This is a genomic window from Streptomyces atroolivaceus, from assembly GCF_000717025.1.
Taxonomy (GTDB): domain Bacteria; phylum Actinomycetota; class Actinomycetes; order Streptomycetales; family Streptomycetaceae; genus Streptomyces; species Streptomyces atroolivaceus.
Window position 1 is genome coordinate 37,150 of sequence record NZ_JNXG01000016.1, and the last position, 14,097, is coordinate 51,246.

Here is a 14,097-nt window from a genome sequence, read left to right on the forward strand (position 1 = left end):
CTCAGCAATGTTGTTTTTACCTTCAAGTGGTGGTCGGCTCAAAGTTGTGCGCCACTAGGAGGGCTCACCCCCCACACCTGACGTTGCGGCCAGGTACCAGGAGTTCATGTGACCAGCACAGAGCGCGGACCGGAGTCCGGAGCCCGGGAGGCCCACCCGGACCATCTCGGCCATGTCATCTTCATCACGGCAGCCGCAGCGATGGGCGGCTTCCTCTTCGGCTACGACAGTTCCGTGATCAACGGCGCCGTCGAGGCCATCCGCGACCGCTACGACATCGGATCAGGGACGCTGGCGCAGGTCATCGCCATCGCTCTGATCGGCTGTGCCATCGGCGCGGCCACGGCGGGCCGCATCGCCGACCGGATCGGCCGCATCCGCTGCATGCAGATCGCGGCGGTGCTCTTCACCATCAGCGCCGTCGGCTCCGCGCTGCCGTTCGCCCTCTGGGACCTGGCCATGTGGCGGGTCATCGGCGGCTTCGCGATCGGCATGGCCTCGGTCATCGGCCCGGCCTACATCGCCGAGGTCTCGCCGCCCGCCTACCGCGGCCGCCTCGGCTCCTTCCAGCAGGCGGCCATCGTCATCGGCATCGCCATCTCGCAGCTGGTCAACTACGGCATCCTGCAGCTCGCCGACGGTGACCAGCGCGGCAAGATCGGTGGCTTCGAGGCCTGGCAGTGGATGCTCGGGGTGATGGTCGTACCGGCCATCCTGTACGGCCTGCTGTCCTTCGCGATCCCGGAGTCCCCGCGCTTCCTGATCTCCGTGGGCAAGAAGGACCGCGCCCGGAAGATCCTCGAAGAGGTCGAGGGCAAGAACGTCGACCTCGACGCCCGCGTGAACGAGATCGAGACGGCGATGCGCCGTGAGCACAAGTCCACGTTCAGCGACCTGCTCGGGAGCCGCTTCGGCTTCCTGCCGATCGTCTGGGTCGGTATCGGTCTGTCGGTCTTCCAGCAGCTCGTCGGCATCAACGTGGCGTTCTACTACTCGGCGACGCTGTGGCAGTCCGTCGGCATCGACCCGTCCGGCTCGTTCTTCTACTCGTTCACCACGTCGATCATCAACATCATCGGTACCGTGATCGCCATGGTCCTGGTGGACCGCGTGGGCCGCAGGCCGCTCGCGCTCGTCGGGTCCATCGGTATGGCCATCGCCCTGGCGTTCGAGGCCTGGGCCTTCTCCGCCGACCTGGTCGACGGCAAGCTGCCGAACACCGAGGGCGTCGTGGCGCTGGTGGCGGCCCACGTCTTCGTGCTCTTCTTCGCCCTCTCGTGGGGTGTCGTGGTCTGGGTCTTCCTCGGCGAGATGTTCCCGAACAGGATCCGTGCCGCCGCGCTCGGTGTCGCCGCTTCCGCGCAGTGGATCGCCAACTGGGCGATCACCGCGAGCTTCCCGAGCCTGGCCGACTGGAACCTCTCGGGCACCTACGTCATCTACACCTGCTTCGCCGTGCTCTCGATCCCCTTCGTGCTCAAGTTCGTGAAGGAGACCAAGGGCAAGGCGCTGGAGGAGATGGGCTAATCCCCGCTGCCCCTCTCCTCGACCCCGCTGCCCCGGTCCGGCCCATGCCGGCCCGGGGCAGCGTTCTGCGTGCGGGGCCGGGGGCGTCCCCGCCGCACCGCTCGTCCACCCCGTGTCAGAACCGGGCCGGCGTGCCACCGGTGCCGTCCTCCGGGCGCGGCAGCGCCCCGTACACCCCCGCCGCGACCAGGATGGTGGCCGCCCAGCCCAGCCCGTGACGCCCCACCCAGGTGGCGGCGAGCGGGCCGGTGAACCACTCCACGTCGGTCAGCAGCAGCCCGGTCACGAGTGCCGCGCCCCAGGCGCCCATGGCCTGGCGGCTGAACCCGGCCGTGTACCAGTAGCCGCTGCCGGGGGTGGTGTCCATGAGGGCCGCGGAGTCGTACGTACGGCCTCGCAGCAGATCCACACCGAAGACCCCGATCCAGGCGGAGAACGTCACACCGAGCAGGGTCAGGAACGACAGGAAGGTGCCGACGAAACTCGTCGCCACCAGCATCAGCGCCCCTCCGAGCAACAGGCTGATCATCGCGTTCACACCCACGGCCCAGGCGCGGGGTACCGCGAACCCGAGCGTCTGGGCGGTGAAGCCGGCGGAGTACATCGACATCGCGTTGATCAGCATCATGCCGACGACGGCGATCAGGAGGTACGGCACCGAGATCCACCTCGGCAGCAGCTCGCCGATGAATGCCACCGGGTCCTTGGTGACGGCCAGGTCGGGTGAGCCCACCGCCAGCACGGCGCCCATCATCACCATCGGCCCCACCGTGACCAGGGCCCCGCCCACCGCGGCTGCGACCATCGCCCGGCCGGACGCGGAGCGGGGCAGGTAGCGGGCGAAGTCCGGCGCCGACGGGACCCAGCTGATGCCCCCGGCGGCCAGCGTCCCGATCCCGGCGATCGTCATCGCTCCCGGGCCCGGCGGCCGGTCCAGGACGGTCCGCCAGTGGGTCGAGCCGATCAGGTGCACCAGGACGAGGAGGCTCACGCTCCCGAAGAGCCAGGCGGAGGCCCGTGAACACAGTCGCAGCGCCCTGATGCCGAGCCCGGACACGAGGAAGCTCGCGGCGACGAAGGACGTCAGAGTCACCAGGACCAGCGGGTGGCCGCTCCGGATGCCGAAGGCCAGGTCGAGCACCGCCAGCAGGGCGTAGGAGCCGGTCACCGCGTTCAGGGTCTCCCAGCCCCAGCGCGCCACCCACAGCAGGGCGCCGGGAAAGAGGTTGCCGCGCTGCCCGAAGACCGCCCTGGACAGTGCCATGCCGGGCGCCCCGCCGCGCTTGCCCGCGATCGACACGAGGCCGACCAGTCCGAACGAGAGCACGGGGGCCGTGACCGCCACGGCGAGCACCTGCCAGAAGTTCAGCCCGTTGAAGACGGTGAGCCCCGCTCCCACCGTCAGCAGCAGCACCGTCATGTTGGCCGCCACCCAGGTGGGAAGGAGGGCGCGGACCCGGCCGGTGCGCTCGTCGTCGGGGACGGGGTCCAGGCCGCGGTTCTCCACGGGCAGCAGCGTACCTTTACCCCCAAACGTGGCATACCGCCCCAGTGGTCGGCACCAGCCGACGTCCGCAACCGCGCCGGACCACCGCTGTGGCCGATACTGGACACGTTATGGAAATCGTCATCCTTGCTGTAGTCATCGCCCTGGTCGCGGTCGGCCTGATCAGCGGGCTCGTGGTCAGCAGCCGCAAGAAGAAGCAGCTGCCGCCCTCGGCGCCGTCGAGCACGCCGACCATCACTCCTCCCGCCGAGCCCCGTGTCGGCGAGGAAGCCGAGACGCCGCGCGACGAAGCGCGGCGCCCCATCGAGGAAGTCGGTGTTCCCGGCGCCGGGACTCCCGTGGAGGAAACCCCGGTCGTCGTCGAGCCGGAGATCCCCGAGCTCGAAGTCCCCGAGCCCACCGCCGGCCGTCTCGTGCGGCTCCGCGCCCGGCTCGCCCGTTCGCAGAACAGCCTGGGCAAGGGGCTGCTCACGCTCCTGTCCCGCGACAACCTCGACGAGGACACCTGGGAGGAGATCGAGGACACCCTCCTCACCGCCGATGTCGGCGTCGCCCCCACCCAGGAGCTGGTGGAGCGGCTCCGTGAGCGGGTCCGTGTCCTCGGAACACGTACGCCCGACGAACTGCGCACCCTGCTGCGCGAGGAGCTCGTCACCCTCCTCGGTCCGGACTTCGACCGGGCCGTGAAGACGGAGGGCGGCGACGGGACGCCCGGCGTCGTGATGGTCGTCGGGGTCAACGGCACCGGGAAGACGACCACCACGGGCAAGCTCGCCCGGGTGCTCGTCGCGGACGGCCGCAGCGTCGTCCTCGGCGCCGCGGACACCTTCCGCGCCGCCGCCGCCGACCAGCTCCAGACCTGGGGCGAGCGCGTCGGCGCACGCACGGTGCGCGGCCCGGAGGGCGGCGACCCGGCTTCGATCGCCTTCGACGCGGTGAAGGAAGGTATCGCCGAGGGCGCCGACGTGGTGCTCATCGACACCGCGGGCCGGCTGCACACCAAGACCGGCCTGATGGACGAGCTCGGCAAGGTCAAGCGGGTCGTCGAGAAGCACGGGCCGCTCGACGAGATCCTGCTCGTCCTCGACGCCACGACCGGTCAGAACGGCCTCGTCCAGGCGCGGGTCTTCGCCGAGGTGGTCGACATCACCGGCATCGTCCTCACCAAGCTGGACGGCACCGCCAAGGGCGGCATCGTCATCGCCGTCCAGCGTGAGCTGGGCGTCCCCGTGAAGCTCATCGGCCTCGGTGAGGGGCCGGACGACCTGGCCCCGTTCGAGCCGGGCGCCTTCGTCGACGCGCTGATCGGCGACTGACCGGCGCATCCCGCGCAGTCACGGAAGGGCGGTGGACCCGAGAGGGGTTCACCGCCCTTCGGCGTTCACCAGCGGTGGCATATGTAGGCGAGGGTGCCCAGCAGCAGCCGGGCCTGCGGGGGAGCGGCGGCCGTGTCCGGCACCGGCGGGCGCAGCCAGCGGACGGGGCCGAGGCCTCCGAGGTCCGACGGGGGAGCGGTCACGTACGCACCGGGTCCCAGCGCCCGCAGATCGAGATCCGCGTCGTCCCAGCCCATCCGGTAGAGCAGCCCGGGCAGCCCCGCCGCGGCGCCTGGGGCGACGAAGAACTGCGTACGACCGGCCGGTGTCACCGCCACCGGCCCCAATGGCAGGCCCAGCCGCTCCATGCGCACCAGTGCGCGCCGGCCCGCTGCCTCGGCGACGTCGAGCACGTCGAAGGTCCTGCCCACCGGCAGCAGCATCGAGGCGCCCGGCACCTCGGCCCAGGCGTCCGCGGCCATCGCGTGCGTGGCGCCCGGCGGCACCTCGCGGGCGAAGTCCAGCGGATGCGCGCCGGGGGCGGCACACGCGGTGTCACCGCAGGAACACGCGCCGGCCGAGGCGCGAGTGCCCGGAGCCACCGCCCAGCCCCAGAGTCCCGTGTACTCGGCCACCTCGGTCGCCCCGGCCGCGCGGCCGCGGCGCCGTGTGCCGGACCGCATCTCCCGGATGCCGCCGATCGTGAAGCCCATGCCCCCTCCAACGGGTCCGACTCACCGGTGGTTACGACCCGATGTCCTCAGTCCTCGACGTATCCGGGTATCCGTGCGCCGTCGACCGCCGGCGCGTGCAGGGTCGGCACAGGGGTGCGCGCTGTGCGCCGCGCGCCCCTGAATGCTTCACTCCGCTCGCTGCTGATCGCGGCCTGTCAAGTGAATCGCGACCTGCGCCGAACGGGTTCACCCGAAGGGGTGGCGAATGGTGGCGTTTCCGCAACGCCCCTCGCCGGAGCGGTGATCGTAGGATTACCGTGGGTGCTCGAACCTGCAATTGCATGTGCAGTTGAGTATGCCTCGGGCAATCCGTCTGTCTGTTCGATGGCTCGCAACGTCCGTACGGACGGCACCAGGGCACGGCAGTCTGATAGAGGTTCGCGCGACAGGTTTCGGCGGGATGGGGGCGTTCCAGTGAGTGGCAGTGGCGCAGGCGAGACGAATCCCGGGAAGCGCCCCAACGGGCAACTGGGTTCGTGGTTCGTGCGGAGCGGCTGGTCGAAGGGCGAGCTCGCCCGCCAGGTGAACCGGCGGGCCCGTCAGCTGGGTGCCCACCACATCAGCACCGACACCTCCCGGGTGCGCCGCTGGCTCGACGGTGAACAGCCCCGCGAACCGATCCCGCGCATCCTCTCCGAGCTGTTCTCCGAGCGCTTCGGCACCGTCGTCTCCGTCGAGGACCTCGGGCTGCGCGCCCCCCACCAGGCACCCTCGGTGGCGGGGGTCGACCTGCCCTGGGCGGGACCGCAGACCGTCGCGCTGCTCAGCGAGTTCTCCCGCAGCGACCTCATGCTCGCCAGGCGGGGCTTCCTCGGCAGTTCCCTCGCCCTGGCCGCCGGGCCCACCCTCATCGAACCCATGCAGCGCTGGCTCGTGCCCGTCACCCGCCCGGGGCAGTCGGAACCGGAGCTGCCGACCACGGAGAGCCGCCCCTCGCGGCTCTCGGGCCCCGAGCTGGACCTGCTGGAATCCACCACGGCGATGTTCCGCCAGTGGGACGCCCAGTGCGGCGGCGGGCTGCGCCGCAAGGCCGTCGTCGGCCAGCTGCACGAGGTCACCGACCTTCTGCAGGAGCCGCAGCCTCAGGCCACCGCCAGGCGCCTCTTCCGCTGCGCCGCCGAACTGGCCGAGCTCGCGGGCTGGATGAGTTACGACGTGGGCCTCCAGCCCACCGCCCAGAAGTACTTCGTGCTGGCCCTGCACGCCTCCAAGGAGGCCGGCGACAAGCCGCTGGGGTCGTACATCCTGTCCAGCATGAGCCGCCAGATGATCCACCTGGGCCGGCCCGACGACGCACTCGAACTCATCCACCTCGCCCAGTACGGCAGCCGGGACTGCGCCACCGCCCGGACCCAGGCCATGCTGTATGCGATGGAGGCGCGCGCCTACGCCAACATGGGCCAGCCGAGCAGGTGCAAGCGAGCGGTCCGGATGGCGGAGGACACTTTCGCCGACGCCGTCCTCGACGACGAGCCCGAGCCCGACTGGATCCGCTTCTTCTCCGACGCCGAACTGCACGGAGAGAACGCCCACTCCTACCGTGACCTCGCCTATGTCGCAGGCCGCAGCCCCACGTACGCCTCGCTCGCCGAGCCCGTCATGGCCCGTGCCGTCGAGCTCTTCGGCGAGGACGACGAGCACCAGAGGTCCTACGCGCTCAATCTGATCGGCATGGCCACCGTGCACCTGCTCAAGCGCGAGCCGGAGGAGTCGACCGTCCTCGCCACCCAGGCGCTGAAGATCGCCAAGAAGGTCAGGTCGGAGCGCGTCAACACCAGGCTCCGCAAGACCGTCGACACCGCTGCCAGGGACTTCGGCGACATCGCCGAGGTCGCCCGGCTCACCGACCTGCTCGGTGAACAGCTCCCGGAGACCGCCGAAGCGGTCTGACCGGAACCCACCGCCACCGGCCACGACGGCCGCCCCGTACCACCCGACTCGGCTCCCCCATCGCCAGGTCAGAGGGTCGCCGTCGTGGCCGGTTCACGTCTCCGGCCGTCTCAACCGCACCGTATGCGGCGCGGGCAGCATGGTAGGCAGCACAGCGGGCCCGACACCCACGGTTCATCGGTACGTAACACGCGGAGCTCCTTCGTCACTGCGGTGAAACATCGTGCGGCATTCGTGGAAACCGCGCTGCGCGAATGTCATGGCGCATAACCGGCCCGCACCTTTTCACCGTGGTCCCGCACCCCCGCACGTGGCCGCACCGACGACGAGGAGACGCCGATGCCCCCAGGCATCACGACGCTTGCCGCAGACGCCCCCGAGCTGTCTGCCGCCAACACAGGGTTCATGCTCATCTGCTCCGCGCTGGTGATGCTCATGACCCCGGCCCTGGCCTTCTTCTACGGAGGCATGGTCCGCGTCAAGAGCACCCTGAACATGCTGATGATGAGCTTCATCAGCCTCGGGATCGTCACGGTCCTGTGGGTGCTCTACGGATTCAGCCTCGCCTTCGGCACCGACGTCGGCTCCGTCATCGGGTGGAGTTCCGATTTCGTGGGCCTGAGCGGGATCGGCGTCACCGAGCTCTGGGACGGCTACACCATCCCGGTGTACGTCTTCGCGGTCTTCCAGATGATGTTCGCGATCCTCACCCCGGCGCTGATCAGCGGCGCCCTCGCCGACCGCGTCAAGTTCACCTCCTGGGCCCTGTTCATCGCCCTGTGGGTCACCGTCGTCTACTTCCCGGTCGCGCACTGGGTCTGGGGCGCCGGAGGCTGGCTCTTCGAGATGGGTGTCATCGACTTCGCCGGTGGCACGGCCGTCCACATCAACGCCGGTGCCGCGGCCCTCGGCGTGATCCTCGTCATCGGCAAGCGGGTCGGCTTCAAGAAGGACCCGATGCGGCCGCACAGCCTGCCGCTCGTCATGCTCGGTGCCGCCCTCCTGTGGTTCGGCTGGTTCGGCTTCAACGCCGGCTCGTGGCTCGGCAACGACGACGGTGTCGGTGCCGTCATGTTCGTCAACACGCAGGTCGCCACCGGTGCGGCGGTCCTCGGCTGGCTCGCCTACGAGAAGATCCGCCACGGCTCCTTCACGACTCTGGGTGCCGCGTCCGGCGCCGTCGCGGGCCTCGTCGCCATCACCCCCGCGGGCGGTGCGGTCAGCCCGCTCGGCGCCATCGCGATCGGCGTCATCGCCGGTGTCCTGTGCGCCATGGCCGTCGGCCTCAAGTACAAGTTCGGCTACGACGACTCCCTGGACGTCGTCGGCGTCCACCTCGTCGGCGGTGTCCTCGGCTCCCTCCTCGTCGGCTTCTTCGCCACCGGCGGTGTGCAGTCCGACGCCAAGGGCCTCTTCTACGGTGGCGGACTCGAACAGCTCGGCAAGCAGGCCGTCGGTGTCTTCGCGGTCCTCGCGTACTCCCTGGTGGTCTCCGCGGCCCTGGCGTTCGTCCTCGACAGGACGATCGGGATGCGGGTCAGCGAGGACGACGAGGTCTCCGGCATCGACCAGGTCGAACACGCCGAGACGGCGTACGACTTCAGCGGCGCCGGTGGCGGCTCCGCCTCCCGCACCACCACGGCGCCCGGCGCCACGGCAGCCCCGACGAACAAGAAGGTGGACGCATGAAGCTCATCACCGCAGTCGTGAAGCCGCACAGGCTGGACGAGATCAAGGAGGCCCTCCAGGCCTTCGGCGTCCAGGGCCTCACGGTCACGGAGGCCAGCGGCTACGGGCGTCAGCGCGGACACACCGAGGTCTACCGTGGTGCCGAGTACACCGTGGACCTCGTCCCGAAGATCCGTATCGAGGTACTCGTCGAGGACGAGGACGCCGAACAGCTTATCGACGTGGTCGTCAAGGCAGCACGGACGGGCAAGATCGGTGACGGCAAGGTCTGGAGCGTCCCGGTCGACACCGCGATCCGCGTACGGACCGGTGAACGCGGCCCGGACGCACTCTGACCGACGGTCCCTGTGAACGGAAAGGCAGCTGGGTGACGAGCACCGAAGTGACCACAGGATCCGAGGACTCGGGACCCAGCGGCTATGCGGCGGCCCGGCTGCGCCTCCTCCAGGAGGAGACGCGGTCCGGGCCGCCGCGCCGTGCCGCCCTGGCCCGGCTCACCGACGAATGGCTCAACGGGCTGTTCACCGCGGCCGCCGAGGAAGCGGGCGTCCGTGGCGCCGCCCTCGTCGCCGTCGGCGGCTACGGCCGGGGCGAGCTCTCCCCGCGCAGCGACCTCGACCTCCTGCTCCTCCACGACGGCACCGCCGACGCCGGAGCCGTGGCCACCCTCGCCGACCGGATCTGGTACCCCGTCTGGGACCTCGGTCTCGCCCTCGACCACTCGGTACGCACCCCCGGCGAAGCACGCAGGACGGCGGGGGAGGACCTCAAGGTCCAGCTCGGACTGCTCGACGCGCGGCCCGTCGCCGGGGACCTCGGCCTCGTCGCCGGACTGCGGACCGCGATCCTGGCCGACTGGCGCAACCAGGCCCCCAAACGCCTTCCTGCCCTTGACGACCTCTGCCGCGAACGGGCCGAACGCATGGGCGAGCTCCAGTTCCTCCTGGAACCCGATCTGAAGGAGGCCCGGGGCGGCCTCCGGGACGCCACCGCCCTGCGCGCGGTCGCCGCCTCCTGGGTCGCGGACGCGCCCCGCGAAGGGCTCGCGGAGGCCCGGCGCACACTCCTCGACGCCCGTGACGCACTCCACCTCACCACCGGCCGGGCCACCGACCGCCTCGCCCTGCAGGAACAGGACCAGGTCGCCGGAGCCCTCGGCCTCCTCGACTCGGACGCCCTGCTCCGCCAGGTGTACGAGGCCGCCCGGACCATCTCGTACGCCACCGACGTCACCTGGCGCGAGGTGAACCGCGTCCTGCGCTCCCGCTCCGCGAGACCCCGTCTGCGGGCGATTCTCGGCGGTGGGTCCAAGACCGCACCGGAACGCACCCCGCTCGCCGAAGGCGTCGTCGAGGCCGACGGCGAAGTGGTCCTCGCCCGCACCGCGCGTCCCGAACGCGATCCCGTACTCACCCTCCGGGCCGCCGCCGCTGCCGCCGAGGCCGGCCTGCCGCTCTCGCGCCACCTCGTACGTCACCTGAGCACCGCCGCCCAGCCGCTGCCCGTGCCGTGGCCGGCGCAGGCCCGCGAGGAGCTCGTCACACTGCTCGGCGCCGGCGAATCCACCGTCGGGGTCTGGGAGGCCCTCGAAGCGGAAGGCATCATCGCCCGGCTGCTGCCCGACTGGGAGCGGGTCCACTGCCGGCCGCAGCGCAACCCCGTCCACACCTGGACCGTCGACCGCCACCTCGTCGAGACAGCCGTCCGCGCCTCCCACCTCACCCGCCGTGTCGGCCGCCCCGACCTCCTCCTGATCGCCGCCCTGCTGCACGACATCGGCAAGGGCTGGCCCGGGGACCACTCCGTGGCGGGCGAGGTCATCGCCCGGGACATGGCCGCCCGCATCGGCTTCGACAAGCAGGACGTGGGCGTCGTCGCCACGCTCGTACGTCATCATCTGCTGCTCATCGAGACCGCCACCCGGCGTGACCTCGACGACCCGGCGACCGTGCGTTCCGTCGCCACCGCCGTGGGCAGCGCGTCCACCCTGGAACTCCTGCACGCGCTCACCGAGGCCGACGCACTGGCCACGGGCCCGGCCGCCTGGAGCTCCTGGCGCGCGTCCCTCGTCACCGACCTCGTCAAGCGTGTCGCCGCGCTCCTGGCCGGCGAAGAACCTCCCGCACCGGAGCCGCTCGCGCCCAGCGCCGAGCAGGAACGCCTCGCGGTCGAGGCCCTGCGCACCGGCGAGCCCGTCCTGTCCCTGCACACCCGGGCCGAACCGGCCTCCGAGGCCGGCGAACCGGAACCCGTCGGCGTAGAGCTCCTCATCGCGCTGCCCGACCGCCCGGGCGTCCTGCCCGCGGCGGCCGGGGTGCTCGCCCTGCACCGCCTCACCGTGCGCGCCGCCGACCTGCGCGCCGTCGAGCTCCCCACCGAGCTGGGCGAGTCGGCAGGCCTGCTGGTGCTCAGCTGGCGGGTCGCGGCCGAGTACGGCTCGCTCCCGCAGGCCGCCCGGCTGCGCGCCGACCTCGTACGAGCCCTGGACGGCTCCCTGGACATCCGGTCCAGGCTCGCCGAGCGTGAGGCCGCCTATCCACGGCGGCGCGGAGTGAAGGCCCCGCCCCCCCGGGTGACCGTCGCGGCGGCCGGCTCCCGCCTGGCCACGGTGATCGAGGTCCGGGCCCAGGACGCACCCGGGCTGCTGCACCGGATCGGCCGGGCGCTGGAGCGGAGCGCGGTGAGAGTGCGCAGCGCTCACGTCTCCACCCTCGGAGCGAACGCCGTGGACGCCTTCTACGTCACGGACCGTGACGGTGAGCCCCTGTCCCCGGGGCGTGCCGCGGAGGTGGCCGCGGAGGTCGAGAAGGAGCTGGGCTGACCCCCGTACCGGGCCCGTTCGTCACGAGAAACGGGCGACGGCTTTGCGTTCTCCGGGGTCCGGATACCCTGGAGGACGACTGACCTGCCACGCCCCCGACCCTGAGGACCGACGAGCGCCGTGTTCGATACTCTCTCCGACCGCCTTAGCGCGACTTTCAAAAACCTCAGGGGCAAGGGCCGCTTGTCCGAGGCGGACATCGACGCCACGGCTCGCGAGATCCGTATCGCCCTGCTCGAGGCCGATGTCGCCCTCCCCGTCGTCCGCGCTTTCATCGCCAACGTCAAGGAGCGGGCGCGCGGCGTCGAGGTCTCCCAGGCGCTGAACCCCGCCCAGCAGGTCGTCAAGATCGTCAACGAGGAGCTCGTAGGCATCCTCGGCGGTGAGACCAGGCGGCTCAGGTTCGCCAAGACCGCGCCCACCGTGATCATGCTCGCGGGTCTTCAGGGTGCCGGTAAGACCACCCTCGCCGGAAAGCTCGGTCTCTGGCTCAAGGGCCAGGGCCACTCCCCGCTGCTCGTCGCCTGTGACCTCCAGCGTCCCAACGCCGTCAACCAGCTGAGCGTCGTCGCCGACCGTGCGGGCGTCGCGGTCTACGCGCCGGAGCCGGGCAACGGTGTCGGCGACCCGGTCAAGGTCGCCAAGGACTCCATCGAGTTCGCCAAGTCCAAGGTCCACGACATCGTCATCGTCGACACCGCCGGCCGCCTCGGCATCGACGAGGAGCTGATGCGGCAGGCCGCGGACATCCGCGACGCCGTCAGCCCCGACGAGATCCTCTTCGTCGTCGACGCGATGATCGGCCAGGACGCGGTCAACACCGCCGAGGCCTTCCGCGACGGTGTCGGCTTCGACGGCGTGGTGCTCTCCAAGCTCGACGGTGACGCCCGCGGTGGTGCCGCCCTGTCGATCGCCCACGTCACGGGCAAGCAGATCATGTTCGCGTCGAACGGTGAGAAGCTCGAGGACTTCGACGCCTTCCACCCCGACCGCATGGCGTCCCGCATCCTCGACATGGGTGACCTGCTCACCCTGATCGAGCAGGCGGAGAAGACCTTCAGCCAGGAAGAGGCCGCCAAAATGGCCTCCAAGCTGGCGTCGAGCAAGGGCAAGGACTTCACGCTCGACGACTTCCTGGCACAGATGGAGCAGGTCAGGAAGATGGGCTCCATCTCCAAGCTGCTCGGGATGCTGCCCGGCATGGGGCAGATCAAGGACCAGATCAACAACATCGACGAGCGCGACGTGGACCGTACGGCCGCGATCATCAAGTCGATGACCCCGAAGGAACGCGCCGAGCCGACGATCATCAACGGCTCGCGCCGGGCACGTATCGCCAAGGGTTCCGGCGTCGAGGTCTCCGCCGTGAAGAACCTCGTGGAGCGGTTCTTCGAGGCGCGCAAGATGATGTCGAAGATGGCCCAGGGCGGCGGCATGCCGGGCATGCCGGGGATGCCCGGCATGGGTGGCGGCGCCGGCCGTCAGAAGAAGCAGGTCAAGCAGGCCAAGGGCAAGCGCAAGAGCGGCAACCCGATGAAGCGCAAGGCCGAGGAGCAGGCCGCGGCCGCCCGTCGCGAGCAGGCGGCGCAGGGCGGCGCACTGGGCCTGCCCGCCCAGGAGGACAAGAACTTCGAACTGCCGGACGAGTTCAAGAAGTTCATGGGCTGACCGGCCCGGGACACGGACGAAGGGGCGCCCCGCACAGCGGGGCGCCCCTTCGCCTTTGCGTCACGTCACGCACACCAGGTAGCGGAAGACGTTCGGCATCCACACCGTGCCGTCGGGCCGCAGATGCGGATGCAGGGCCTCCGCGACCTCCTTCTCCACCTGCGTGCGGTCCGTCGCCCGCATCGCCGTGTCGAACAGCCCGGTCGACAGCAGGCCGCGCACCGCGCTGTCCACGTCCGCGTAGCCGAACGGGCAGGACACCCGGCCCGAGCCGTCCGGCTTGAGCCCGGCTCGCGCGGCGACCTCCTCCAGGTCGTCGCGGAGCGCCGGCCGCCAGCCCTTCCCGGAGCGCGGCGCGCGCGCCGACTCGGTGAGCCGGGCCGCCACCCGCAGCACCGGAGCCGTGGCACACCGTTCAGGGGGACCCCAGCCGGCCAGCACCACGGTCGCTCCCCGCACGGCCAGCGGTACGGCGGAGGCCAGCGCGGGTGCGAGCCCCTCGGAGTCTCCGTCCGCGCAGCCGATCGGCTGGAAGGCCGTCAGCAGGTTGTACGGCGCCTCGCCGTCCGGGGCGGCCGCCGTGATGCCGCCGACGAGCCTCGCCCGCGGATCCGTACGGCCGGGGCCCGCTTCCCGCCCCGGATCGGAAGCGAGGCGCTCGCGGGCCAGGGCCAGCCGTTCGCGGTCGTCTTCGACGCCGGTGACACGCGCCCCGCGCGAGGCCGCGATCAGCAGCGCGAGCCCGGTACCGCAGCCGAGGGAGAGCATCCGCGTACCGGCCCCGACCTCGAGGCGCTCGTACACCGCCTCGTAGAGGGGTGCCAGCATGCGCTCCTGGATCTCGGCCCAGTCGCGGGCACGGGTACCGGCGTCCACCGGAGCGGACGAGTCCGCGTACCTGTGGTGCCGGACGAGCGTAGGTGTCATGGAATGCGCCCCAATCCG

The 14,097-nt window shown here is 70.9% G+C and carries 10 protein-coding genes; 7 read left to right on the top strand and 3 right to left on the bottom strand.

From position 1 onward, the window contains the following. Positions 1–108: 108 nt before the first annotated feature. Positions 109–1,527: a sugar porter family MFS transporter gene (locus OO67_RS26405; protein WP_033304039.1), complete on the top strand. Its 1,419-nt coding sequence runs from the start codon at positions 109–111 to the stop codon at positions 1,525–1,527. Between the two features lie 115 nt (positions 1,528–1,642). On the opposite strand, the gene OO67_RS26410 is transcribed toward OO67_RS26405, so the two are convergent. Next, the gene (locus tag OO67_RS26410; protein ID WP_033304040.1) at positions 1,643–3,034 is read right to left on the bottom strand and encodes a purine-cytosine permease family protein; all 1,392 of its coding nucleotides are present in this window, start codon (positions 3,032–3,034) and stop codon (positions 1,643–1,645) included. A 110-nt stretch (positions 3,035–3,144) separates the two neighbouring features. Between OO67_RS26410 and ftsY the strand changes: the two genes are divergently transcribed. Continuing rightward, positions 3,145–4,350 (top strand): signal recognition particle-docking protein FtsY, encoded by a 1,206-nt coding sequence (gene ftsY, locus OO67_RS26415; protein ID WP_033304042.1) that lies wholly within the window; start codon positions 3,145–3,147, stop codon positions 4,348–4,350. A gap of 65 nt (positions 4,351–4,415) precedes the next feature. Here ftsY and OO67_RS26420 read toward each other — a convergent pair whose 3' ends face one another. Beyond that, on the bottom strand, positions 4,416–5,063 hold the full coding sequence (locus tag OO67_RS26420; protein WP_033304044.1) for a bifunctional DNA primase/polymerase: 648 nt from the start codon (positions 5,061–5,063) through the stop codon (positions 4,416–4,418). Between the two features lie 435 nt (positions 5,064–5,498). Between OO67_RS26420 and nsdA the strand changes: the two genes are divergently transcribed. The 5 genes from nsdA (at position 5,499) to ffh (ending at position 13,152) form a co-directional block, all read left to right on the top strand. Next, entirely contained in the window at positions 5,499–6,974 is a 1,476-nt protein-coding gene (nsdA, locus tag OO67_RS26425; protein ID WP_033304045.1) for a transcriptional repressor NsdA, read from the top strand. A 339-nt stretch (positions 6,975–7,313) separates the two neighbouring features. Continuing rightward, positions 7,314–8,663, top strand: a complete 1,350-nt coding sequence (locus OO67_RS26430; RefSeq protein ID WP_033304046.1) for an ammonium transporter — start codon at positions 7,314–7,316, stop codon at positions 8,661–8,663. Then, entirely contained in the window at positions 8,660–8,998 is a 339-nt protein-coding gene (locus OO67_RS26435) for a P-II family nitrogen regulator (protein WP_033304048.1), read from the top strand. The genes OO67_RS26430 and OO67_RS26435 overlap by 4 nt, the downstream gene beginning before the upstream one ends. A 32-nt stretch (positions 8,999–9,030) precedes the next feature. Continuing rightward, positions 9,031–11,484, top strand: coding sequence for a [protein-PII] uridylyltransferase (locus OO67_RS26440; protein WP_033304049.1), 2,454 nt, complete (start codon positions 9,031–9,033; stop codon positions 11,482–11,484). 120 nt (positions 11,485–11,604) lie between these two features. Next, positions 11,605–13,152, top strand: coding sequence for a signal recognition particle protein (ffh, locus tag OO67_RS26445; RefSeq protein ID WP_033304050.1), 1,548 nt, complete (start codon positions 11,605–11,607; stop codon positions 13,150–13,152). A 60-nt stretch (positions 13,153–13,212) separates the two neighbouring features. Here the strand turns inward: ffh and OO67_RS26450 are convergent, their stop codons facing one another. Continuing rightward, positions 13,213–14,079 (bottom strand): methyltransferase domain-containing protein, encoded by an 867-nt coding sequence (locus OO67_RS26450; RefSeq protein WP_033304052.1) that lies wholly within the window; start codon positions 14,077–14,079, stop codon positions 13,213–13,215. Positions 14,080–14,097: the final 18 nt, after the last annotated feature.

Excerpts from the sequence above, each read along its gene's own strand:
- ftsY (WP_033304042.1), top strand. The coding sequence starts at position 3,145 with ATGGAAATCGTCATCCTTGCTGTAGTCATCGCCCTGGTCGCGGTCGGC.
- OO67_RS26420 (WP_033304044.1), bottom strand. The coding sequence starts at position 5,063 with ATGGGCTTCACGATCGGCGGCATCCGGGAGATGCGGTCCGGCACACGG.
- OO67_RS26430 (WP_033304046.1), top strand. The coding sequence starts at position 7,314 with ATGCCCCCAGGCATCACGACGCTTGCCGCAGACGCCCCCGAGCTGTCT.
- OO67_RS26435 (WP_033304048.1), top strand. The coding sequence starts at position 8,660 with ATGAAGCTCATCACCGCAGTCGTGAAGCCGCACAGGCTGGACGAGATC.
- OO67_RS26450 (WP_033304052.1), bottom strand. The coding sequence starts at position 14,079 with ATGACACCTACGCTCGTCCGGCACCACAGGTACGCGGACTCGTCCGCT.